21 protein-coding genes are annotated in these 22,211 nt (G+C 59.7%); 11 read left to right on the top strand and 10 right to left on the bottom strand.

Features of this window, described 5'->3' with window-relative positions:
- Nucleotides 1-214 precede the first annotated feature (214 nt).
- Together KUG85_RS02315 and KUG85_RS02310 are read left to right on the top strand one after the other, a co-directional pair.
- Nucleotides 215-697, top strand: a complete 483-nt coding sequence (locus KUG85_RS02315; protein ID WP_065815230.1) for a peroxiredoxin — start codon at nt 215-217, stop codon at nt 695-697.
- Between the two features lie 171 nt (nt 698-868).
- Nucleotides 869-2,167 (top strand): M23 family metallopeptidase, encoded by a 1,299-nt coding sequence (locus KUG85_RS02310; RefSeq protein WP_065815229.1) that lies wholly within the window; start codon nt 869-871, stop codon nt 2,165-2,167.
- 268 nt (nt 2,168-2,435) lie between these two features.
- On the opposite strand, the gene prfB is transcribed toward KUG85_RS02310, so the two are convergent.
- From prfB to KUG85_RS02295, 3 genes are all read right to left on the bottom strand, one after another.
- Nucleotides 2,436-3,567, bottom strand: a protein-coding gene (gene prfB, locus KUG85_RS02305; protein WP_141685985.1) for a peptide chain release factor 2 whose coding sequence is annotated in 2 segments (ribosomal slippage) — nt 2,436-3,497 and nt 3,499-3,567 — 1,131 coding nt in all. Because the reading frame shifts where the segments join, the coding sequence is not laid out codon by codon here.
- A 118-nt stretch (nt 3,568-3,685) separates the two neighbouring features.
- Nucleotides 3,686-6,142, bottom strand: a complete 2,457-nt coding sequence (locus KUG85_RS02300) for a penicillin-binding protein 1A (protein WP_065815228.1) — start codon at nt 6,140-6,142, stop codon at nt 3,686-3,688.
- A 326-nt stretch (nt 6,143-6,468) separates the two neighbouring features.
- Nucleotides 6,469-7,677: an N-acetylmuramoyl-L-alanine amidase gene (locus tag KUG85_RS02295; protein ID WP_255606229.1), complete on the bottom strand. Its 1,209-nt coding sequence runs from the start codon at nt 7,675-7,677 to the stop codon at nt 6,469-6,471.
- Between the two features lie 203 nt (nt 7,678-7,880).
- On the opposite strand from KUG85_RS02295, the gene KUG85_RS02290 reads away from it, so the two are divergent.
- The 8 genes from KUG85_RS02290 to aat all read left to right on the top strand — a co-directional run bounded on the left by KUG85_RS02290 (nt 7,881) and on the right by aat (nt 16,638).
- On the top strand, nt 7,881-8,021 hold the full coding sequence (locus tag KUG85_RS02290) for a hypothetical protein (RefSeq protein WP_223004008.1): 141 nt from the start codon (nt 7,881-7,883) through the stop codon (nt 8,019-8,021).
- A gap of 305 nt (nt 8,022-8,326) precedes the next feature.
- Nucleotides 8,327-11,098 (top strand): Rne/Rng family ribonuclease, encoded by a 2,772-nt coding sequence (locus KUG85_RS02285; protein WP_223004007.1) that lies wholly within the window; start codon nt 8,327-8,329, stop codon nt 11,096-11,098.
- A 225-nt stretch (nt 11,099-11,323) separates the two neighbouring features.
- The gene (locus tag KUG85_RS02280; RefSeq protein WP_407673640.1) at nt 11,324-12,712 is read left to right on the top strand and encodes a M48 family metalloprotease; all 1,389 of its coding nucleotides are present in this window, start codon (nt 11,324-11,326) and stop codon (nt 12,710-12,712) included.
- Nucleotides 12,713-12,783: 71 nt separating this feature from the next.
- Nucleotides 12,784-13,551 carry a DsbA family protein gene (locus tag KUG85_RS02275; RefSeq protein WP_065815224.1) on the top strand — a complete coding sequence of 256 codons (768 nt, stop codon included), beginning with the start codon at nt 12,784-12,786 and terminating at the stop codon, nt 13,549-13,551.
- Nucleotides 13,552-13,670: 119 nt separating this feature from the next.
- Nucleotides 13,671-14,114 (top strand): type II 3-dehydroquinate dehydratase, encoded by a 444-nt coding sequence (gene aroQ, locus KUG85_RS02270; protein ID WP_223004006.1) that lies wholly within the window; start codon nt 13,671-13,673, stop codon nt 14,112-14,114.
- A gap of 21 nt (nt 14,115-14,135) precedes the next feature.
- A complete protein-coding gene (accB, locus tag KUG85_RS02265; RefSeq protein WP_223004005.1) occupies nt 14,136-14,609 on the top strand; it encodes an acetyl-CoA carboxylase biotin carboxyl carrier protein in 474 nt (157 codons plus the stop codon).
- Nucleotides 14,610-14,625: 16 nt separating this feature from the next.
- Nucleotides 14,626-15,969 (top strand): acetyl-CoA carboxylase biotin carboxylase subunit, encoded by a 1,344-nt coding sequence (gene accC / locus KUG85_RS02260; RefSeq protein ID WP_223004004.1) that lies wholly within the window; start codon nt 14,626-14,628, stop codon nt 15,967-15,969.
- Nucleotides 15,970-16,017: 48 nt separating this feature from the next.
- Nucleotides 16,018-16,638: a leucyl/phenylalanyl-tRNA--protein transferase gene (gene aat, locus KUG85_RS02255; RefSeq protein ID WP_223004003.1), complete on the top strand. Its 621-nt coding sequence runs from the start codon at nt 16,018-16,020 to the stop codon at nt 16,636-16,638.
- Between the two features lie 15 nt (nt 16,639-16,653).
- Here aat and KUG85_RS02250 read toward each other — a convergent pair whose 3' ends face one another.
- From KUG85_RS02250 to gatB, 5 genes are all read right to left on the bottom strand, one after another.
- Nucleotides 16,654-17,076: a DUF2155 domain-containing protein gene (locus tag KUG85_RS02250; protein ID WP_065815219.1), complete on the bottom strand. Its 423-nt coding sequence runs from the start codon at nt 17,074-17,076 to the stop codon at nt 16,654-16,656.
- Between the two features lie 114 nt (nt 17,077-17,190).
- Nucleotides 17,191-17,589, bottom strand: a complete 399-nt coding sequence (locus tag KUG85_RS02245; RefSeq protein WP_007008040.1) for an NADH:ubiquinone oxidoreductase subunit NDUFA12 — start codon at nt 17,587-17,589, stop codon at nt 17,191-17,193.
- 102 nt (nt 17,590-17,691) lie between these two features.
- Nucleotides 17,692-18,141 carry a GNAT family N-acetyltransferase gene (locus tag KUG85_RS02240; RefSeq protein WP_255606228.1) on the bottom strand — a complete coding sequence of 150 codons (450 nt, stop codon included), beginning with the start codon at nt 18,139-18,141 and terminating at the stop codon, nt 17,692-17,694.
- Between the two features lie 23 nt (nt 18,142-18,164).
- On the bottom strand, nt 18,165-18,671 hold the full coding sequence (locus tag KUG85_RS02235) for a GNAT family N-acetyltransferase (RefSeq protein WP_223004001.1): 507 nt from the start codon (nt 18,669-18,671) through the stop codon (nt 18,165-18,167).
- Nucleotides 18,664-20,166: an Asp-tRNA(Asn)/Glu-tRNA(Gln) amidotransferase subunit GatB gene (gene gatB / locus KUG85_RS02230; RefSeq protein WP_065815216.1), complete on the bottom strand. Its 1,503-nt coding sequence runs from the start codon at nt 20,164-20,166 to the stop codon at nt 18,664-18,666. Before gatB ends, KUG85_RS02235 begins: the two co-directional genes overlap by 8 nt.
- 287 nt (nt 20,167-20,453) lie before the next feature.
- Here gatB and KUG85_RS02225 point away from each other — a divergent pair, with 287 nt between their 5' ends.
- Nucleotides 20,454-20,711: a YjhX family toxin gene (locus tag KUG85_RS02225; protein ID WP_065815215.1), complete on the top strand. Its 258-nt coding sequence runs from the start codon at nt 20,454-20,456 to the stop codon at nt 20,709-20,711.
- A gap of 139 nt (nt 20,712-20,850) precedes the next feature.
- Here KUG85_RS02225 and KUG85_RS02220 read toward each other — a convergent pair whose 3' ends face one another.
- On the bottom strand, nt 20,851-21,282 hold the full coding sequence (locus tag KUG85_RS02220; RefSeq protein WP_065815214.1) for a CBS domain-containing protein: 432 nt from the start codon (nt 21,280-21,282) through the stop codon (nt 20,851-20,853).
- 85 nt (nt 21,283-21,367) lie between these two features.
- Nucleotides 21,368-22,129 (bottom strand): rhomboid family intramembrane serine protease, encoded by a 762-nt coding sequence (locus KUG85_RS02215; RefSeq protein ID WP_223004000.1) that lies wholly within the window; start codon nt 22,127-22,129, stop codon nt 21,368-21,370.
- Nucleotides 22,130-22,211: the final 82 nt, after the last annotated feature.

Genomic DNA, 22,211 nt, shown 5'->3' with positions numbered 1-22,211 from the left:
ATGACCGAGCGTCTCAAAACCCGGCGAGCCCTGTCATGGGTAGACGGATACGTTTCCAGAGCCGCTATCTCGCCGCGCTTGAACCTGACCTTTCTGTGAGGAGCACCTTCCTGATCCAAAACCGTTCCCGTCGACACTCAGCAGCCATGGACGAATCCACCGACATCATTATATCTCTCCCTTCCATCGGCTATCCACAAACAGGGGAAAGAAAATGACAGAACCCGTCAAAGGAAGCGAAGCTCCGGATTTTTCACTGCCTGGTGATGGCGGCGGCGAAATCAGACTGTCGGATTTTCGCGGGAAGACCGTGGTTCTCTTCTTTTACCCGAAAGACGACACCAGCGGCTGCACCGCCGAGGCAATCGATTTTACCGCCCTCAAACCCGAATTCGATGCTCTGGATACGGTTTTGCTCGGGATGTCTCCCGATAGCCCCAAAAGCCATGACAAGTTCAAGAACAAGCACGCTCTCACAATCAGCCTCGTGTCCGACCAGGACAAGGAGACGCTCCAGGCCTATGGCGTTTGGGTCGAGAAAAGCATGTATGGGCGCAAATATATGGGTGTCGAGCGCTCCACCTTCCTGATTGGCCCGGACGGCCGCATCGCCGAGACGTGGCGCAAGGTGAAAGTGCCGGGCCATGCGCAGGCGGTGCTCGACGCCGTCAAAGCGCTCAAGCAGAACGGTGAATAGGCGCAGGCCCTATCCCGCGCCTGTTATGACGAAAGCCCGCAAATGCCGTTGGCAATAAGCTTGCCGGACCGCATTTGGCACCACACCCGCCAGCGTCCGAAAAGCTTTGTTAACCCTAATCAAGTGTAATCGACATCGAATTTGGTCCCTTGAACATAAGTTCGATTCTCGATGCGCCCACAGCAATCCGCGGTTTTTGGTAAACGCAAGGAACCCCATACGATCATCATCGCACGGGGCGACAAGATACGGCACTTCACCGTGCGGCCCTGGGTTGCTGCAATGGTGGGTTCAGCCGTTGCAGCGCTTGCCATCGGTTATCTTCTCGCCACTTCCTATCTTGTGCTCCGCGACGATCTGATCGGTGCGACCGTCGCCCGTCAGGCACGCCTTCAGCAGGCCTACGAAGATCGAATCTCCGCCCTGCGTGCACAGCTCGATCGAGTTACCAGCCGGCAGCTCCTCGATCAGCAGTTCATGCAGGAAAAGGTCGGCGAACTGCTTGCCCGGCAGGACCAGTTGACCAAACGGCAAAGCCGCCTCGCTCCGGTGCTCAATCGAGCGGGCGCCGAACTGCTTCCCGAGAATGCGCCCGTGCCCGCCCCCAGGCCCCAGATCAAGGCTGAAACCGACCATCTGCTTGACCCGACAAAAACCGGAAGCATCGCTGTCGCCTCGTTTGCCCCTTCGGCCAGAGACACGGTTCCCTGGCCGCTGCGCGCCCAGACATCCCAGCAGAGTGGACAATTGTCAGCAGCCGACAAGGCGGACTATCTGTTTGTGAAGCTCAATCGCGCGCTGGAATCCATTGAAACAGACCAGATCGACAGCGTGAGGCTGCTCGCCGAAGACGCCTATCAGACTGCCGACGCCATCGCCGGTACCCTGGAAGATGTTGGCCTGACCATTCCTGAAGATGACAGGGAGCAGAACGTTGGTGGTCCGCTTCTCGCCGCCACCTCGGCCCTTGTCTTTGAGGATCAGGTACGGGAACTGGATGAAGCACTGTCCCATCTGAACGAGGTGAAGACAAAGGCAAAGCGGCTCCCGCTGGCGAGCCCGTCACCTGGTGCACCGATAACAAGCCGGTTTGGTGCACGAAAGGATCCGTTTCTCGGTCGCCTGGCACATCACTCGGGAATCGACTTCCGCGCCCGCCGTGGCGCCCCAATCCACGCGACCGGCGCTGGAACCGTCGTCAAGGCAGGCTGGAACGGCGGCTATGGACGCATGGTGGAAATCGACCACGGAAACGGCCTGACGACGCGCTACGCTCACATGAGCAAGATTCTCGTAAAGACCGGGGACAAAGTGGATGTCGGCACGAAGGTGGGCAAGGTAGGCTCCAGCGGCCGCTCCACAGGTCCGCACCTTCATTATGAAGTGCGCAGATCCGGCGCAGCCATCAATCCGTCCCGCTTCATCACGGCGGGACGAAAGATCGCCAAATATCTCGAAAGCGATTCCTGAACGTGAAAACGGGCGAACGCCATGCGTCCGCCCGTATTGTCCTGTTTTGTCGACAGACCGGCTACAGCGCCGCGCGTCTTATAAGACGCGCAAAGGACGCTGTAACACTTTCAAATGATGCATGTTCGTTGTCTTTCAAATGAATTCATTTGAAAGCGACATGCATCAGAGCATCGGACCGAAAAGTGGAATCCGGTTTTCGGGTTATTCCGATGCTCCATCAACAGTCTAGATCGTCCTTTGTGCGTCCGGATGGACGCACGGCGATCTACGCCAGGTCCTCGACCTCCGCACCATCGCTGCCATGCACACGCTGCGACAGAGCGGCTTCCATAAACGCGTCGAGCTTGCCGTCCAGAACATCCTGAGGGCTGGTGCTTTCCACGCCCGTGCGCAGATCCTTCACCAACTGATAGGGCTGCAGTACGTAGGAACGGATCTGGTGCCCCCAGCCGATGTCGGTCTTGGATGCTTCGGTCGCATTTGCCGCGTCTTCGCGCTTCTTCAGTTCTTCCTCATAAAGACGCGCCCGCAGCATGTCCCAGGCGGTCGCCCGGTTCTTGTGCTGTGAGCGTTCTTTCTGACACTGAACGACGATACCGCTTGGAATGTGCGTGATGCGGACTGCAGAGTCGGTCGTGTTGACGTGCTGACCGCCCGCGCCCGACGCGCGATAGGTATCGATGCGAACCTCGGAATCGGGAATGTCGATATCGATCGTGTCGTCGATGACCGGGTAAATCCAGGCACTGGCAAAGGAAGTGTGCCGCCGCGCATTGCTGTCATATGGCGAAATACGCACGAGGCGATGCACGCCCGATTCCGTTTTAAGCCAGCCATAGGCATTGCGCCCCTTGATCAGCAGCGTGGCAGACTTGATGCCCGCCTCTTCGCCGTCATGGACTTCCATCACGTCAACCTTCATGCCGCGGCGCTCGGCCCAGCGCGTGTACATGCGCAGAAGCATTTGCGCCCAGTCCTGGCTCTCGGTACCGCCAGCGCCGGCATGAATTTCAAGATAGGTGTCGTTGCCGTCAGCCTCACCGGAAAGGAGCATTTCGACCTGACGGGCCGCGATCTCATCGTTGAGCCCCTTCAGCGCGGCTTCGGCCTCCGAGACAACCGAGGTGTCACCCTCTTCCTCTCCAAGTTCGATGAGCCCGACATTGTCCTCAAGCGCCTGTGACAGGTTGCGGACACCGGTGATGTTCTCTTCGAGCATCTGGCGCTCGCGCATCAGCTTCTGGGCCTCCTGCGGATCGTTCCACAGATCAGCCTCCTCGGCGCGGGAATTCAGATATTCGAGCCTCTTTACCGCTTCATCCCAGTCAAAGATGCCTCCTCAGCAGGCTTATGGCCTGCTTGATTTCGTCGACAAGATTTTCGGTTTCCGCACGCATTGCAGATCCACACCTCGGTTTTGTTGGATTTTTCAGGAACGGTGTCCTGAATCGCGTCGGACCATATGGAGCGTGCCCGCCTGTGTAAAGCGGACACGCCTATAATCGGTCGACATTGTCAGTAGAGGCCGCCGGCGCCCGAATTGACCGCACGGTTGGCCTGGGGAGAAATCACCCGGGGACCGCCCGCGCCTTCCAGGTCCTCCATGCCGATGACCCAGTAGCTGTCGGCCGGCCCCGTGCCCGGCTTGAAGGCTTCCATGATGACGCCCGGCTGTCCTGCCTGGGCGCGCATCCCCGTCTTGCGATCAATGGGAATGACGTTCATGCCTTCAGGCACCTGAAAATCCACAGGGCGCATATCCTTCAGGGCGTTCGCCATGAATTCCTTGAAGATCGGAGCGGCCAGGCCACCACCCGTGGAGCCACGCCCCATCGGACGCGGTGTATCGTAGCCCATGAACACCCCGACCACGAGGTCGGGTGTATAACCGACGAACCATGCATCCTTTTCGTCGTTCGTCGTGCCGGTCTTGCCGGCAATCGGGCGGCCCAGCTCTGAAACGGTGACGGCGGTGCCGCGCGACACCACGCCCTGCATCATCGAGGTGATCTGATAAGCGGTCATGGGATCGAGAACCTGATCACGATCGTTGATGATCTCCGGTTCATCCTGCCCCGTCCACTCGCTCGCAACACAGCCGACGCATTCGCGGCGGTCATGCTTGTAGACAGTCTTGCCGTAGCGATCCTGAATGCGGTCGACCAGAGAAGGCACGATCTGTTTTCCGCCATTCGCCATAACCGCATAGGCTGAAACCATGCGCATGACCGTCGTTTCACCGGAGCCCAGCGACATGGCCAACACGGGAAGCATCTTGTCGTAAAGGCCAAAATGCTCCGCATAGTCGGCCACGAGCTGCATGCCCATATCCTTGGCCAGACGAACCGTCATCAGGTTGCGCGAGCGCTCGATGCCCGCACGCAGTGTCGAGGGCCCAGCCGACTTGCCGCCGTAATTTTTCGGCTCCCAGACATCATTGCCCACCTGAATGGAGATCGGCGCATCAAGCACAACCGACGCCGGCGTATAGCCATTGTCGAGCGCAGCGGCATAAACGATGGGCTTGAAGGCCGAACCGGGCTGGCGATAGGCCTGCGTTGCGCGGTTGAACTGGGAATCGGCATAGGAGAAACCGCCAACCATCGCCAGGACGCGTCCCGTATGCGGGTCCATGGCCACCAGAGCGCCCTCGATCTCGGGAACCTGACGCAACTCCCACGCCCGCTCCGTATCCGGTTTCTTCTCGACGAAAATCACGTCACCGGGCTTCAGCACGTCCGACTGCCTGTTCGCCTTGACCCGCTTGCCATCGACCACATGGCGCATGGCCCATTTCATGTCGTCGAGCGCAATGGTTCCTGTCTCGCGTTCTTCCGAAAGCGCACCGGAGACAACACGTTCCGGTTTGATGCCGATGGAAATCTTGTCGTCTTCAGTCCCCAGAACGACGGCAAGTTGCCATTCCGGCACGTCGCTGAGGGCATCGACTTCGCCGAGCGGAACACCCCAGTCTCCGGAAATGTCGATCTGCGTGACCGGTCCGCGATAGCCGCGCAGCGTATCGTAACGAAGCAGACCATTCTGCAGCGCCTTGCGGGCATAAAGCTGCAATTGCGGGTCGAGTGTCGTGCGAACGGAAAGCCCGCCTTCGTAAAGCGCGTCCTCACCATAGCGGGAGATGATGTCGCGGCGGACCTCTTCGGTGAAATACTCGCCGGCAAAGAGATAGGTTCCACGGCGACGCGGAGACACATTAAGCCCGGTCGCCTTGGCCTTCTCGCCCTCTTCTGCCGTGGCATAGCCATTGGCGACCATCTGGTCGATCACCCAGTTGCGGCGTTCTATGGCGCGTTCCGTGTACCGGAATGGATGATAATTCGACGGACCCTTGGGCAAAGCGGCGAGATAGGCCGCTTCGGCAAGCGTCAGTTCATTGACCGACTTGTCGAAATAGGTCAGCGCAGCACCCGCGATGCCATAGGAGCCAAGACCGAAAAAGATCTCATTCAGATAGAGTTCGAGAATGCGATCCTTGGAATAGGCCTGCTCGATGCGGAAGGAGAGCACCATCTCCTTGATCTTGCGCTGCATCGTCTGGTCCGACGTCAGAAGGAAGTTCTTGGCGACCTGCTGCGTGATGGTTGATGCGCCCACCGGGCGGCGACCGGAACCAAGATTCTGGATATTGGTGACCACGGCTCGTGCAAGACCGGTCACGTCAACGCCCGGATGATTGTAGAAGTTCTTGTCTTCAGCCGAAAGGAAGGCCGCCTTGACACGGTCAGGCACCGCCTGAATGGGCAGATAAAGCCGGCGCTCGCGCGCAAACTCCGCCATCAGTGCGCCGTCGGCGGCGTGAACACGGGTGGTCACCGGCGGCTCATACTTCGCCAGAACCTCATAGTCGGGAAGATCTTTAGTCAGATCGCCGACATAAAGTGCAATGCCCGCTGCCACCAGCAGCGCCAGCACGATGCCCACGCCAAAGAAATACCCGATGAGACGTACCATGCCCGCTCCAATTTACACCCCGACATAGCTTTGCCCTGTCAATGTCAGGGATCGCCGGGGCCGCCTTTCAAGTTCTGTCCGCATCACAAAGAGGAATGACGAAATGGTGCCTCGTCACCGCAACGCAGTCCGCCCATCTTCGTTGTTAGCGATTCTATAGTACCACTTTTTGTCACGATCTTCCGCCCGGAACACCCGGGGCTTCTGGAAAATCCTGCGTTTTTCCTTACTGCCTTAGTCTTGTGGGCAAAATACGGCGGCAGGCATGGCAATACCTCCAGCCGCATTAATCCATGCCAGCGTTGCAGACTTGCAACGTCTCGGCATCATCCGCGAGCCCCGCCATTGGCCTTCGCGAAATAACCCACCGCCTCTATGATCGCATCCATCGTGGCTGCGCGCCATGCCGGATCCCGAAGCTGAGCCTCGTCCTTCGGGTTCGACAGATAGCCAAGCTCCAGAAGAACCGACGGAATGTCGGGCGCTCGCAGGACGCGGAATCCCGCATATCGGTGCGGGTTCTTCACCAATTGTACCGTATCCGACAGTTTGCCGATCAGCGTGCGCGCAAAGCGTATGGAAAACGCATGCGTTTCGCGCCGGATGAGATCGACCAGAATGTCTTCGACTTCATCCTGCTCTTCTTCAGGCACCTTGCCTGCGATCTCGTCGGAGAGGTTTTCGCGTGCAGCCGTGGCAGCAGCCTCGGCGTCCGAAGCCTTGTCGGACACCGTATAAACGGTCGCCCCGCGCACGCTGCGAATTGCGATCGCGTCAGCGTGTACGGAGACGAACAGGTCGGCGCCTTTTTCCCGGGCGATCCGCACCCGCTCATCGAGCCGCAGAAACCGGTCGTCTTCCCGCGTCAGAACGACCCGATAGAGCCCCGTTTCCTCGAGTTTCCTGGCGAGTTCCAGTGAAAACAGAAGCGTGATCTGCTTTTCAACCGTGCCGTTCACGCCACGCGCGCCACCATCAGCGCCGCCATGCCCCGGGTCGAGCGCGACAGTGAATCGATCCTGCGTATGAGACGGGGCCTCCAGTCGGGCTTCCGTCCCCGGTTTCAGCATGCTCGCACGCAATGCCGCATCGAACGCCTCGGTCGAGCTTGCCCGCAGTTCGATGATCAGGCGAAACCCGTCCGAAGTCTCGTTCTCCTTCACTTCGGCCTTTTCGACGGAGAACGGCCCGACCGCCCTGAAGACGAGCCGCGCCCGCTGCGCATCGACAGCACCGTACTGAACCGCGGCCACGAGCCCGCGCGGACGCAGCTCAAGCGGATCGAACGAAAAGTCCGTCGATGGGAGATCGATCACCAGCCGGCTGGGGTCGCGCAGCAGAAACCATCGAAAGTCGGGTTTGCGGTCGAAATGGACGACGATGCGCGTGTACTGCGCATCGCCCGCCATCTTGTAATCATGTGCCTTCAGCGCGGAATCAGCACCTAAAGCGTTGTTGAAGACGAGAAGGATCGCCGCAAGAACAACCGAAAACAAAAGTGCTGGTCTGTGCAAAACCGTCTCTCTGCGATGCATTGTGCGAATTTTTATCGAATCGACACCGATTCCCTACGGACAAAGATGGCAATTTTGCTCTCGAATCGCCGGGAAACCGGCATTTTTTATGCGCTTTCCAGATCGATTGAGCAAATACGCGCCGGGTTCCGCATCGACCTGCCACGCAACCCGTCAATGGAAATCAGGGTTGCCAATACAACTGTCAAATCATAAAAGCATCTATGAATCATCGCGATACGCGTGCCTGGTTTGAGTCCCTGCTGACAAACGGCGATGAGCAACGGGGCAAATCTTTTCCGCTGCCGCAAACCGGAACGGGCGGTGATTCAGAAGGAATTTTTCAGGGCGTTCTCCAGACATGAGGGCTCTGACGTTGGAAACGGCCGGACCTTAAGAAACGTCCGCGCCGGCTCGCTATGAGCAAAAGCTGGCCCGTAAAACCGGGCCTTGGTTGAAACGGTTCTGCCGGGCGATGGAATGGCTTCAGGCGCGATTGGAAATAGATCCGGATTAAAATGCACCGCGAAATCGGTGTTCCGGCCCAATTTCGCGCGGCCTTCAACGCCGACGAACCTCAGATTATCCGGCACAGATTGTCACACTGGCTTGCGGCGACACGCGTGGAGTCCAGCCCGACAATCGTTCCCTGCCGGGGAGACAAGAATTTATGCCGAACAAAATGCTAATAGACGCCTCCCATCCGGAGGAAACAAGGGTCGTCGTCCTTCGCGGTAATCGCATCGAAGAATTCGATTTCGAATCTCAGGATAAGAAACAGCTTCGCGGAAACATCTATCTGGCGCGTGTAACACGCGTTGAACCTTCACTTCAGGCGGCTTTCGTCGAGTATGGTGGAAACAGGCACGGCTTTCTCGCATTCAGCGAGATCCATCCCGACTACTATCAGATCCCTGTAGCCGACCGTCAGGCACTCATCGAGGCCGAGGCGGCGGAAGCCAAGGCGGACGAAGACGAGGAAGAAGGCGAGCAGCGCCAGGCCCAGAAGGGCGGGCGCAAGCGCCGCCGTGCCAGCACCCGGAAGAAGTCAGCGAAACAGGACGATGTCGCTGCCGACGAGGAGAATGGCGAAACCCTCTCCGAAGAGCCCTCCGATGACGAAGACGCTTCCGAAACCGAGGGCGGGGAAAAGTCCGCGGCGATGGCTGCGGATGCAGCCGGCGATGTGGTTTCAGAAGAGCCGCGCGGAAGGCGCTCCCGCCGCAACCGCTCCAGAGACGACAGCAATGGAGATGACGGCAATGGCGACGACGAGGACGACAATGTCGATACCGTTGGAGCCGACGACGCGCTGGAGGAGGCTCAGCCCCCGCGCCGTGCCGCCCGCAAGAACTACAAGATCCAGGAAGTCATCAAGCGCCGCCAGATACTTCTGGTTCAGGTCGTAAAGGAAGAGCGCGGCAACAAGGGCGCAGCACTTACCACCTATCTGTCGCTCGCCGGACGCTATTCGGTCCTGATGCCGAACACGGCACGCGGCGGCGGCATTTCGCGCAAGATCACGAACGTCCAGGACCGCAAACGCCTCAAGGACGTCGTGAAGCAGCTTGATGTGCCACAGGGCATGGGGGTCATCCTGCGCACCGCGGGTGCTAATCGCACCAAGGCGGAGGTCAAGCGCGATTACGATTATCTGATGCGTCTGTGGGAGAAGGTGCGCTCCCTCACGCTTGAATCGACCGCGCCTGCCCTCGTTTACGAGGAAGGCAGCCTGATCAAGCGATCCGTGCGCGACCTCTACAACAAGGATATCGGCGAAGTCCTTGTGGCAGGCGAGGAAGGCTATCGCGAAGCCAAGGACTTCATGCGCATGCTCATGCCGAGCCACGCAAAGGTCGTGCAGCCCTATCGCGAGGTTACGCCGATCTTTGCCGGCAACGGTATCGAAGCACAGCTCGACCGGATGCTGCAGCCACAGGTAACGCTGAAATCCGGCGGCTACATCATCATCAACCAGACCGAGGCGCTGGTTGCAATCGACGTCAACTCCGGCCGCTCCACGAAAGAACATTCCATCGAAGACACCGCGCTCCAGACCAATCTGGAAGCGGCAGAAGAGGTCGCGCGCCAGTTGCGCCTGCGCGACCTTGCAGGTCTGATCGTCATCGATTTCATCGACATGGAGGAAAACCGCAACAACCGTGCGGTGGAAAAGCGCCTCAAGGAATGCCTGAAGAACGACCGTGCGCGCATCCAGGTGGGCCGCATCTCGCATTTCGGCCTTCTGGAAATGTCCCGCCAGCGCATTCGCGCAAGCGTTCTTGAGAGCACGATGCAGCCCTGCCCCCATTGCGGCGGCACCGGGCATATCCGCTCCGATTCCTCCGTGGCTCTCTTCGTGGTTCGCTCCATCGAGGAATATCTCCTCAAAGATTCCCGCAACAATATCGCTGTGCGGACCCCCACACCCACGGCTCTCTATCTCCTCAACCACAAGCGCGCCAATCTCGTCGAGATGGAGAACCGCTTTGGTGTGAACATCACCGTGGAAGCGGACGACGAGGTCGGTGCGCAGCACTTTGCGATCACCAGGCAGCAGCCTGCCGACAAGTCGGGCATGGAACAGCCCGCCCCCACGGCTCCGGTCGACGTTGCCGAACCGGAAGAGACCGCCGCCCCGTCACACGAAGCCACCAACGGTGAGGATGGCGAGCCGCGCAAGCGGCGGCGCAAGCGCAAGCGGCGCGGCGGCCGCAACCGCAACGGTGGCGGAGAGGCAGCAACGGACCAGAATCAGAATGAGAGCACCGAACAGGGCTCGATCGACGCAGATGCCATTGCTGCGGGCACCGGTGAAGAAACTGTTTCTTCCGAAGAACCTGCCGAGGCAGCGGCTGCGGAGGGTGGTGAAGGCGAGCGCAGGAAGCGTCACCGCGGCAAACGGGGTGGTCGCAAGAACCGCCGCGAGAACCAGGCGCAGGACGCACAGGCTCAGGAGACCGAGACCGAAAGCGGGAATGAAGAGCCTCAGGCGGCGAATGCTGACACTTCGGCCAAGCTCGATGCTGCGGCAGAAGACGCTCCGCTACAGGACGCTTCAAGCGACGCGACACAGGAACCGGCGACAGACGAGAAGCCGGCAAAGAAGCCGCGCCGCCGCACGCGCAAAACTGCCGCTGCCGCAGCCGACGACAGCCAGAAGACCGAAGCCACCAATGGCGCGACGCCGCCTGCAGAGGAAGCGCCTGCCGGACAAGATGCCACTGAGGCAGTCGCATCTGAAGAGGCCGCCGCTCCTGCGCCGAAGAAGCGCCGGACCGCCACACGTCGCAGCACGGCGAAAGCCAAGGCTGAGGAGAAGGACGCTCCGGTCAAGGAGAGCGCTGTTGCAGAAGCCGAACCGGTTGTTTCCTCGTCAGAGCCTGCAGAAAGCGACCGGCCGCGCAAAACCGGCTGGTGGCAGCGCAAGAGCTTCTTCTAATGCATGTCGCTTTCAAATGAATTCATTTGAAAGTGTTACAGCGTCCTTTGCGCGTCTTACAAGACGCGCGGCGCTGTAGTAACGCTCCTGACGACTTGATCTCGAGAAGCCGGCGTTCTGCGCCGGCTTCTTTTTTTGCGGCATGGCGACGCTGGTGATCAAAACTCCATGATCGCACGCGGTTCTGCCTTTCCATCGCCCTCATGCTCGTCTACCACTTTCGCGATGCTTGAGAGAAACACCATGGTTTACACGACTGTCACGCGAACCATTTCGCTTTTCCTCGTTGCGGCCTATCTCACTGTCGCCTCGACACCCTCTGCCTTTGCCCAGTCCAGAGTGACCGTCGTGCGCGATGCGGAAATCGAAGCCCTGATCTCGGAATATGCCCAACCGATCCTGAAAGCGGCGGGCCTCTCCCGGTCTGGCATAGACATCGTCCTCGTCAACAATCGCAGCTTCAACGCCTTTGTCGACGGACGCCGGATTTTCATTCACACCGGCGCACTGACGGATGCGGAAACGCCCAACGAGGTCATTGGCGTCCTCGCTCACGAGGCCGGTCATATCGCCGGCGGTCATCAGGAACGTCTGCGCCAACAGTTGCAGCGCGCACAGACAATGGCGATTGTCTCCGCACTGATCGGCATCGGTGCAGGTGTGGCCGGCGCCGCTTCGGATTCGCGCGGCCTGGCAACGGCTGGCATGGGCATGGCAGCCGGTGGCGCTGAAATGGCCCGGCGCAGCCTGCTCGGCTACCAGCGCTCCGAAGAAGCAACAGCAGACCGCACGGCGATCGACTATCTCAATCGAACGGGCCAGTCGGCCAACGGCATGCTCAAGACCTTCGAGCGCCTTGCCGGCGGCATGGCGCTGGCCGGCATCAATGTGGATCCCTACCAGATCAGCCATCCGATGCCGCGCGAGCGCATCGCCAATCTGGAAGAGCTCGCCCGCAAGAGCCGCTACTTCGATCGCAAGGATCCCCCGCAGCTACAGCTTCGTCACGACATGATGCGGGCCAAGATCGCCGCCTATATGGAAGGTGGGCAGGCCGTTCAGCGCCTATTCCGCGGCAATCCGCGCGGCATTCCGGCGCGCTACGGCGATGCCATCGCCACCTATCTCAATGGCAACCCGCGCACCGCGCTTCAGAAGGTCGATGCCCTGATCGCGGAAATGCCGCGCAATGCCTATTTGCAGGAGCTGCGCGGTGACATTCTGATCAAGGCCAGCCGTGCCGAAGAAGCGGCCAATGCCTATGCGAGAGCACTCTCTCTTGCACCGGGAACGCCCGGCCTCCTGCAGGTGGGCTATGGGCAGGCTCTTCTTGCGACCGGCAAGCCGGATCTGGTGAAAAAAGCCGCCTCCGAATTGCAGACAGGTCTTTCGCGCGAGCCGGAATTTGCCAATGGCTATCGCTATCTCGCGCAGGCCTATGGCCAGCTCGGAGACATCGCTGCGGCCGACCTGGCAACCGCGGAAGGCCATTTTCATCTCGGCCGCTATCAGGATGCAAAAATCTTCGCCACCAGAGCACAAAAGCGCATGAAGCGCGGAACGCCTGGCTGGCTGCGTGCCCAGGACATCATTCAGTACAGGAAACCGGGTTAGCGTGAACCATTGACGCGCCATCGACACCCATGAGCGCACCCGCCCACCAATCAGATGAATCGGAACATGACATGACCTTCACCAGAAATATCCGAGTGCTTGCGGCGACGGCCGCCCTGCTCACGCCAGTCACATTGTTCGGCAGCGGGGCGCAGGCCGAGACTGCAGCACCGCTCGGCAAGCCGCAGGTGGAGCAGATTGTCCGCGAGTACCTGCTCAACAATCCCGAAATCCTGCTCGAGGTCCAGGACGCGCTGGAGAAGAAGCAGCGTGAAGAGCAGAAACTGGCTCAGCAGGCGGTCATGAAGGACAGACAAGAGCAGCTTTTCAACAGCCCTTACGACGGCGTGGTGGGAAATCCCGACGCAGCCATCACGGTCGTGGAGTTCTTCGACTACAATTGCGGATACTGCAAGCGCGCCATGGCGGACATGCAGGCGCTGGTCGAGGAAAACGACGATGTCCGCTTCGTGCTCAAGGAATTTCCGATCCTCTCCGCCCAGTCGCGTGAAGCGCATGTGGTTTCCATGGCGGTTCATGCGATTGCCCCGGAAAAATACGCCGATTTCCACCAGAAGCTTCTGGGCGCGGAAACGCGCGCCGACGGCGAACTGGCCATGAAGATCGCAACCGAAACAGGCATCGACGAAGCCGCACTGCGCAAGGAGATGGAGAATCCGGAGATCCAGAAGATCTTTGCCGAGACCTACGATCTGGCGAATCAGCTTGCCGTCACAGGAACACCCGCTTATGTGATCGGCGATGAAGTGGTGTTCGGCGCACTGGGCAAGGACGTTCTTGCCGAGAAGATCGACCAGGCACGCACGCAAAGCAACTGATCGGCGCCGTGAGCGCGCTGTGGACAGACAAAGAAGCCCCTTGCCATCTTTGCGGCACGGTCTAAGCCCTCTATAGAGGAGCGTATTGAGCGTGCCGCGAGGGGTCAGGGGACAATTTCATGGCGAAAACAGTCTTCATATTGAACGGGCCCAACCTGAATGCGCTCGGCAGGCGTGAACCCGGCATCTATGGCGGCGATACTCTGGAAGGGATCGAAGCATCCTGCCGGGAAAAGGCTGCATCGCTTGGCGTGGACATCGAGTTTCGCCAGTCCAATCACGAAGGTGACCTCGTTGACTGGATTCATGAGGCCAGTGAAGGTGCCGCCGGGATCGTCATCAATCCAGGCGCCTATGGGCACACGTCGATCGCGCTCCATGATGCAATCCGCGCCGTCAGCCCGCTGCCGGTGATCGAGGTGCATATCTCCAACATTCACGCACGCGAGACCTTTCGCCACGTTTCGATGATTGCTCCGGCCGCAAAAGGGATGATTTGCGGTTTGGGCACAATCGGTTATGTACTCGCGCTGGACGCGCTGGCCGCAAGCCGGCCCGATTGAGAACAAGGCAGGACAAAGAATATGTCGACAAAGAAGACGGGGGTCGATCAGCAACTCATTCGCGAGCTTGCGACGATCTTGAACGACACCAATCTGACGGAGATCGAGGTCGAGCAGGACGACCTGCGAATTCGCGTGGCCAAGCAGGCGGCAGCGGCGGTGCAGACTTACGCCGCGCCCGCACCTGCCCCGGCGCCTGCGCCGGCTGCTCCCGCAGCCTCGGCGAAGGACGAAGCGCCGGCAACGAGCCCTGCCGATTCCAAGAACGCCGTTCCCTCCCCCATGGTGGGAACCGCCTACGCATCCCCCGCCCCCGGGGCCAGCCCCTTCATCCAGATTGGTCAGTCCGTGAAGGAAGGCCAGACGCTTCTGATCATCGAAGCGATGAAGACCATGAACCAGATCCCCGCGCCCCGCTCCGGCACCGTGACGGCGATCCTCTTCGAGGATGCGCAGCCGGTCGAGTTCGGTGAGCCGCTGGTTGTGATCGAGTAGTCCGGGGCAGGCGCGCATGTTTCACAAAATCCTCATCGCCAATCGCGGCGAAATCGCCCTGCGCGTGCTGCGCGCCGCCAAGGAGCTCGGCATCCAGACCGTGGCCGTACATTCAACAGCCGACGCGGACGCGATGCATGTGCGCCTTGCCGACGAAAGCGTGTGCATCGGGCCGCCGCCCTCGCGCGACAGCTATCTGAACATTCATCAGATTCTGGCCGCCTGCGAGATCACCGGCGCCGACGCAGTTCATCCAGGCTATGGCTTCCTTTCCGAGAACGCGAAGTTCTCGGAGATTCTGGCAGCGCACAACCTGACCTTCATCGGTCCTTCAGCCGACCACATCCGCATCATGGGCGACAAGATCACCGCCAAGAAGACGGTGAAGGAACTGGGCATTCCGGTGGTTCCCGGCTCCGATGGCGCCGTCACCGACGATGTGGAAGCCAAGCGGATCGCCGCGGATATCGGTTACCCCGTTCTCATCAAGGCATCGGCCGGCGGCGGCGGGCGTGGCATGAAGGTCGCGAAGACGGAAGCCGACCTTGCCGAAGCGCTCTCCACCGCACGCTCCGAGGCAGGCGCGGCTTTCGGTGATGACGCGGTCTATATCGAGAAGTATCTCGAAAAGCCGCGTCACATCGAAGTGCAGGTCATGGGCGATGGCGCCGGCAAGGCCATTCATCTGGGCGAACGCGACTGCTCGTTGCAGCGCCGCCACCAGAAGGTCTGGGAAGAGGCGAACTCCCCCGCCCTTAACGTCGAACAGCGCAACCGCATCGGCGAGATCGTGTCGAAGGCGATTGCCGATCTTGGCTATTCCGGCGCTGGGACGATCGAGTTCCTCTACGAGAACGGCGAGTTCTACTTCATCGAGATGAACACCCGCCTTCAGGTGGAGCATCCGGTGACGGAAGCGATTACCGGTATCGATCTGGTGCATGAGCAGATCCGCGTTGCCTCGGGCGGCGGTCTTTCCTGCACGCAGGATGAAGTGCGCTTCGAGGGCCACGCCATCGAATGCCGCATCAATGCGGAAGACCCGCGCACCTTCACCCCCTCGCCGGGTACGATCTCGCACTTCCACACGCCCGGCGGTCTCGGCATCCGCGTCGATTCCGGCGTCTATTCCGGCTATCGCATTCCACCTTACTACGACAGCCTGATCGGCAAGCTGATCGTGCATGGCCGCAACCGGGTGGAATGCATGATGCGCCTGCGCCGCGCCCTGGATGAATTTGTGGTCGACGGCATCAAGACCACGCTGCCGCTGTTCCAGGACCTGGTCGGCAATCCCGACATCGCCAACGGCGATTACGACATTCACTGGCTGGAGAATTACCTGGCGAAGACGAGCTAAGGCTCGCTGCTCCATGTGATTTTCCGGCGATCTCGCCGGTTGGGCACGATGGCACGACCTTTCGCACCAGGATTTCGGATTCCTCCGGATCTTCTCTTGCGCGCTTACGCCACCGGGGTGTTCCCGATGGCCGAAAGCGCCGACGATCCGGAGGTGTTCTGGGTGCGGCCGGAGATGCGCGGCGTCATCCCGCTCGACACGTTTCACGTCCCCAAAAGCCTGAGCAAGACGCTGCGCCGCAATCCTTTCCGGATCGCTTTCGACACGGACTTTGACGGCGTCATCGAAGGTTGTGCAGAGGCACGGCGTGACAGCACCGAAACCTGGATCAATGCACCGATCCGCGAAGCCTACGGGCTTCTGTTCGAGAACGGCCATTGCCACACCGTGGAAGCCTGGACGGATGAGGGATTGGTCGGCGGGCTGTACGGCGTGACGCTGGGCCGCGCCTTCTTCGGCGAGAGCATGTTCTCACGCCGCACCGATGCCTCGAAAATCTGCCTGGTTCATCTCGTGAAACGGCTGCGTGAGCGCGGCTTCACGCTTCTCGACACACAGTTTACGACGCCGCATCTCAAGCAGTTCGGCGCAATCGACGTGCCACGGAACCGCTATGAGCAGCTCCTGCAGGAAGCACTGCAAAGCGGCGAGGCACGCTTCAATCCGTAAGAACGGAGAACGAGATCAATTGGTCTCCGGTGGCGGAACGTCGGTGTCTTCCTTGCAGGTCTTCAGCCACACATCGTAGACCGCGTGCTCGACCGCGTTCAGGCCAGGGCTCTCGGCCAGCATCCAGCCGGTAAAGATACGGCGGATTTCCCGGTCCAGGGTAATCTCGTCCACTTCCACGAAAGCATCCGTGCGCGGCTCTTCGGTCTCTTCCGAAGTGTAGCAGACCCGCGGGGTGACCTGCAGCGCACCGAACTGAACCGTCTCGTCCATATAAACGTCAAAAGAGATGATACGCCCGGTGATCTTGTCGATGCCGGTAAATTCGGCCACCGGGTGCTTGATCCGGGCGGCCTGGACCGGCGCAGTCGCCAGCACGGCCAGTCCCAATGCCACGATCAGCCCGAAACCGGCGTTTTTCTTCTGGCCTGACTTCATATGGCTCGACACCCGTTCTGTTTGCTTGTCACGCTGAGAGAGTCCAGCGGAATCGCCCGACCCACGATAAAGCTTACGACTAATGCGCAATTGTGGCGAGATCAGCAAACAGGTTCAGCCGCCAGGCGTCCACGCATCGTAATCGCCAGTGACACGCGGGCGATCGGCCGCGTTCGCGATCGAGCCCTGCGGACGGTAGGCAGCCGGCGAGCCTGTCAGGTTCGGCTGATGGGGCTTCTGCCATTCGCGCGGCGTGTAATTCTCGTTGACGGGCGCAACGTCAACGCGGTGGTGCAGCCAGCCATGCCAGCCGGGTGGCACCAGAGAGGCGTCGGAAATGCCGTTATAGATCACCCAGCGGCGTGTGCGCCCCTCGGAATCCTTGCCGCCTTCATAATAGGTATTGCCGAATTCATCTTCACCGACGCGTGTGCCCTTGCGCCATGTGTGGAAGCGCGTGCCCAGCGTCTGGCCGTTCCACCAGGTGAAAAACTGAAGCAAAAACTTCTTCATGGCGTCCTCAAGTCGCTCGCTGTCATCGTCACAGATGGCTCGTGATTGGCGTTATGGCGTCCACCGCGCCGGAAGGCAAGGCCTCCGGACAATGCTCCATAGTCATTTCAGCTTCATCTTGAAACCGACATGGCTTTTTGCGAAGCCAAGCCGCTCATAAAACCCGTGCGCGCGCTCGCGCACAGCGTTTGACATGAGCTGAACCAGACGCGCGTCCGCCGCCTTCGCCTCATCGACGGCGTGCGAGATCATCAGCGCGCCAATCCCCCGGCTGCGCATGTCTTTGCGGGTCTGCACGGCCTCGATCTGGAAGCTCGTCCCGCCACGCCCCGGCATTCCCGGAATAAGCGTCGTCTGAAAGGTGCCCACAACCTCGCCGTCGAGTTCGGCAACGTAAAGCGTGTCGTTCGGGCTCCGGCTGATGCGCTCGAATGCCGCAAGATAGGCGGCTGCGGCGTTCGGATCGGTCGTGTCCCCGTGGCCACCCTCCCCGTCCGCAGCGAAGAGCGAGACAATCGCCTCAACATCGCGTCGTTCGGCGATTCGAATCATCGGCCCTTCGGCGCCCGTTTCCATCAAAGCCCCCGGCGATAGATGAGCGCCGGCAGCTCGAAACCCGCACCACCGCAATCGCCGCTTCGCCCAACCTGCTCAAATCCCAGATGGGCGTAAAAGGCTCTCGCCCTGCTGTTCGCCTCTTCAACCTCGAGCGTGATTTCACGCGCTTCAGGAAAACACTTAGCGATCTCGGCGAAAAGCGCCATTCCGATGCCTTTTCCCTGGCATTCAGGATGCACATAGAGTTGATGAAGATGGATTTCCTTGCCGTCTTTCCCGGCCACTGCAAACGCCATACCGCCAATCAACCGCCCATTGTCTGCCAGTACGAATTCTGAATGCGGACGTTTCAGACGCGCCCTTAGCGCATCCAGAGAATGCCAGGTGTCGGTAATTTCCACCACGCGCTCGCGGCCATAGATCGGGTCATAGGTGTCGTGCCACGTCTCCACGAGGAGCGCACGCACGGCGGGCAGGTCGCGCTCGCCGGCCGTACGGACGAAGAATTCCTCGCTATCAGGCATCGATCCCGAGCTTTTCCTTCACAAGCGCATTGACGGCCTGCGGATTGGCCTTGCCACCGGTGGCCTTCATCACCTGTCCGACGAACCAGCCGGCAAGCGTCGGCTTGGCCCTGGCCTGTTCGACCTTGTCCGGATTGGCGGCGATGACCTCATCCACGGCCTTTTCGATGGCACCGGTATCGGTGACCTGTTTCATGCCGCGTTCTTCGACGATGACACGCGGATCACCACCTTCTGCAAACACGATCTCGAACAGATCCTTGGCAATCTTGCCGGATATCGTTCCGTCCTTGATCAGGTCGATGATCGCACCAAGCTGATCAGGCGTTACTGTGGTGTCTTCGATCCCCTGCCCGGCCCTGTTCAAGGCGCCAAGAAGATCATTGATCACCCAGTTGGCGGCAGCCTTGCCGTCGCGGCCTTCGGCAACCTTTTCAAAAAAGTCCGCCGTGGCCTTTTCCGCAATCAGCACGGATGCGTCGTATTCCGAGAGGCCAAACGTTTCGATGAAGCGCGCCTTCTTCTCATCGGGAAGTTCCGTCAGATCGGCAGCGAGCGCATCCACATAAGCCTGATCGAACTCCAGCGGCACCAGATCCGGATCGGGGAAATAGCGGTAGTCATGCGCCTCTTCCTTGGAACGCATGGAACGCGTTTCGCCCTTCGCGGGATCGAACAGACGGGTTTCCTGATCGATCGACCCGCCATCCTCCAGAATGGCGATCTGACGACGCGCTTCCGATTCGATGGCCTGACCGACGAAACGCACCGAGTTCACATTCTTGATCTCGCAGCGCGTGCCGAACGCGCCCCCGGGACGCCGCACGGAAACATTCACGTCGGCCCGCATGGAGCCTTCGTCCATGTTGCCGTCACAGGTGCCCAGATAGCGCAGGATCGTACGCAGCTTGGTCAGAAACGCCTTGGCCTCATCGGCCGAACGGATGTCAGGCTTGGAGACAATTTCCATGAGCGCGACGCCGGATCGGTTAAGATCCACGTAGGACATGGTCGGATGCTGGTCATGCATCGACTTACCGGCATCCTGCTCCAGATGGAGACGCTCGATGCCGACTTCGATTTCCTCGAATGAACCGTCCTTGGCGGGGCCGACGGACACCGTCACCTTACCCTCGCCCACGATCGGCTGCTTGAATTGTGAAATCTGATAGCCCTGCGGCAGATCCGGGTAAAAGTAGTTCTTGCGGTCAAAAACCGAGCGCAGGTTGATCTGCGCCTTGAGACCCAGTCCCGTGCGGATTGCCTGCTTCACGCACACTTCGTTAATCACCGGAAGCATGCCGGGCATGGCAGCGTCCACGAGCGAGACATTGGCATTGGGCTCGGCACCGAAGGCCGTCGAAGCGCCGGAGAAGAGCTTTGCTTCAGAGGTAACCTGAGCATGGATCTCCATGCCGACGATGATTTCCCAGTCGCCGGTCGCTCCGGAGATGAAGCGCTTGGGATCGGGCGTGCGCGTATCGATGATTGTCATGGGTTCACGGTGCCGTGCAGTCGGATGGTTCTATGATGAATGCGCATTCGCTAGACCAAACACTCCCGTGTGGCAAGCCGAGCGCTTTATTCCGGCCAAAGTTTGCGTTATGAAAACCGCGAACCAACGGAGTTTTTATGTCCATCAGCCTTGAGGCCCGGTGAGGCCCCGAACCTGAACCAACACAGGATCGGGGCGAGAAAACCTTGAAACCCCGTGCCATCGCAGGATGGCGCGGCGATGTTTTGTGGCCATTCGGCCACCGGTTTTTTCCAGGACTTCAAAACATGGACATTTCCCGCGCAGAACAGCGCATCCTGCACATATTGGCGCAGGGCGGTCGCATAGACATTGAGAAAGATGACCGCGGCCAGATCATCGAACTGAACTGCGTCACGCGCGATGGCTGGTATTTCCCCGGCCTCGACGTGATCGTCTTCAGAAAAATCAAACGCAAACGCGCAATCCAGTCGCGCAATGGCGGGCCCTACCGCATCACGCGGCGGGGGTTGCAACTGGTTCGCTCACAGGGCGACAACCGCTAAACTACAGCGCCGCGCGTCTTATAAGACGCGAAAGGACGCTGAAACACTTTCAAATGATGCATGTTCGTTGTCTTTCAAATGAATTCACTTGAAAGCGACATGCATTAGGAGAGGCTGCCAGAAGGCAGCCTCTCATCTTTCAGGCGGTGGCTATGTAGCTGCGGATGTCCTCCGCCTCGCGCTCGACATCCTCAATCCGCTTTTTCACGACGTCGCCGATGGAGATAATGCCGGCAATCTTGCCGTTTTCCTCGACTGGCAGGTGGCGGAAACGCCCCGTGGTCATGATCTGCATGACCTCGTTGATGGTGTTCTGTTCATGACAGCGCTGCACCTTCGACGTCATCACCCTGGAGATCGGCTGTTCGAGAGCGCTGGCACCATCCCTGCCGATCACGCGCACAATATCGCGCTCCGACAATATGCCCGCAATCCGGCCATCGGCCTTTGTTACGACGACCGCACCGATACCGCGTTCCGACAAAAGCTGCGCCGCATCCGCAAGCTTCATATCCGGGGCGATGGTGACGACATTGCGCCCTTTGGCGTCCAGAATGGCCTTTACCGTCATCGCAATCTCCTTCTCCTCGCAACAAGCCAATGTTGCGCCGAGCCCGAGTGCTTTGCAAGTGGTGGAATACCGTCTCGCGTGCTCGTCAATTGTCCTGAGGATATTGCGGCGCGGCATGGCGGCGATCGAACGCGCGAACACCGAAAAAGCCCAGAAGAAAACCGCCGATATGCGCCTCCCAGGCGATCTGCGGCCCGTCGATCGTCGTGCCGCTGAATACGCCCGTGGCGAGGTTTACAACCATCCAGACCCCGAGGAAGACCAGAACCATCCGGGATCTCAAGACCACCGATACCGGCAGGACCGGTCCGGTGAAAGCCGGTTTTGGTGCGCGGCGGTCCACACGGAAGGCAAAACGCGCCGCAGCCCCCATCATTGCCGAAATGGAGCCGGACGCCCCGACCAGGGGAACCACTGACGACGGATAGAGTACAAAATGAAGCGCGACCGCTGAGAGAGCGCCCGCAATCCAGAAAAGCAGGAAGCGCATGGTGCCGATCCGATTGGCAAGCGGCGAACCGAAAGCGGCAAGCCAGATCAGGTTGACCAGCAAATGTCCCCAGCTTCCATGCAGGAGGGAATAGGTGACCGGGCTGATCAGGGCTGAAAAATCAAGTGCAAACGGCCCCGTATAGCGAATTGGCAGGAAAGCGAAATGCAGCATCAGCCAGAGCTGCTGATCCAGATTCAGCCAGAATGCTTCCACCGCGTAGATGGCAATGCAAACAAGGCCGATGCCCGCAACCGCCGGCGCCAGATTGAAGACGGGCTCGCGTCCATCATTCCCGCCATGCCCCACCCTGTCGGCTGCCGCCGCCGGAATCTTGTGATCTTCATCTCTGTCCATGATTTTGCTTAAAGCATCGGACCGAAAAGTGGAATCCGGTTTTCGGGCTATTCCGATGCTCCATCAACAGTCTGGATCGTCC

It is taken from the genome of Nitratireductor rhodophyticola (assembly GCF_019891355.1).
In the GTDB taxonomy this organism is placed as follows: domain Bacteria; phylum Pseudomonadota; class Alphaproteobacteria; order Rhizobiales; family Rhizobiaceae; genus Nitratireductor; species Nitratireductor rhodophyticola.
Note: the sequence above shows the minus strand (reverse complement) of the source record. Positions and strands in the feature narration are given on the sequence as shown.

Excerpts from the sequence above, each read along its gene's own strand:
- accB (WP_223004005.1), top strand. The coding sequence starts at position 14,136 with ATGTCGACAAAGAAGACGGGGGTCGATCAGCAACTCATTCGCGAGCTT.
- KUG85_RS02225 (WP_065815215.1), top strand. The coding sequence starts at position 20,454 with ATGGACATTTCCCGCGCAGAACAGCGCATCCTGCACATATTGGCGCAG.
- gatB (WP_065815216.1), bottom strand. The coding sequence starts at position 20,166 with ATGACAATCATCGATACGCGCACGCCCGATCCCAAGCGCTTCATCTCC.
- KUG85_RS02245 (WP_007008040.1), bottom strand. The coding sequence starts at position 17,589 with ATGAAGAAGTTTTTGCTTCAGTTTTTCACCTGGTGGAACGGCCAGACG.
- aroQ (WP_223004006.1), top strand. The coding sequence starts at position 13,671 with ATGGCGAAAACAGTCTTCATATTGAACGGGCCCAACCTGAATGCGCTC.
- KUG85_RS02240 (WP_255606228.1), bottom strand. The coding sequence starts at position 18,141 with ATGATTCGAATCGCCGAACGACGCGATGTTGAGGCGATTGTCTCGCTC.
- KUG85_RS02220 (WP_065815214.1), bottom strand. The coding sequence starts at position 21,282 with ATGACGGTAAAGGCCATTCTGGACGCCAAAGGGCGCAATGTCGTCACC.
- KUG85_RS02215 (WP_223004000.1), bottom strand. The coding sequence starts at position 22,129 with ATGGACAGAGATGAAGATCACAAGATTCCGGCGGCGGCAGCCGACAGG.
- aat (WP_223004003.1), top strand. The coding sequence starts at position 16,018 with ATGGCACGACCTTTCGCACCAGGATTTCGGATTCCTCCGGATCTTCTC.
- KUG85_RS02315 (WP_065815230.1), top strand. The coding sequence starts at position 215 with ATGACAGAACCCGTCAAAGGAAGCGAAGCTCCGGATTTTTCACTGCCT.
- KUG85_RS02285 (WP_223004007.1), top strand. The coding sequence starts at position 8,327 with ATGCCGAACAAAATGCTAATAGACGCCTCCCATCCGGAGGAAACAAGG.
- KUG85_RS02275 (WP_065815224.1), top strand. The coding sequence starts at position 12,784 with ATGACCTTCACCAGAAATATCCGAGTGCTTGCGGCGACGGCCGCCCTG.
- KUG85_RS02250 (WP_065815219.1), bottom strand. The coding sequence starts at position 17,076 with ATGAAGTCAGGCCAGAAGAAAAACGCCGGTTTCGGGCTGATCGTGGCA.
- KUG85_RS02290 (WP_223004008.1), top strand. The coding sequence starts at position 7,881 with ATGAATCATCGCGATACGCGTGCCTGGTTTGAGTCCCTGCTGACAAAC.
- KUG85_RS02310 (WP_065815229.1), top strand. The coding sequence starts at position 869 with ATGCGCCCACAGCAATCCGCGGTTTTTGGTAAACGCAAGGAACCCCAT.
- KUG85_RS02235 (WP_223004001.1), bottom strand. The coding sequence starts at position 18,671 with ATGCCTGATAGCGAGGAATTCTTCGTCCGTACGGCCGGCGAGCGCGAC.
- KUG85_RS02280 (WP_407673640.1), top strand. The coding sequence starts at position 11,324 with ATGCTTGAGAGAAACACCATGGTTTACACGACTGTCACGCGAACCATT.
- KUG85_RS02300 (WP_065815228.1), bottom strand. The coding sequence starts at position 6,142 with ATGGTACGTCTCATCGGGTATTTCTTTGGCGTGGGCATCGTGCTGGCG.
- accC (WP_223004004.1), top strand. The coding sequence starts at position 14,626 with ATGTTTCACAAAATCCTCATCGCCAATCGCGGCGAAATCGCCCTGCGC.
- KUG85_RS02295 (WP_255606229.1), bottom strand. The coding sequence starts at position 7,677 with ATGCATCGCAGAGAGACGGTTTTGCACAGACCAGCACTTTTGTTTTCG.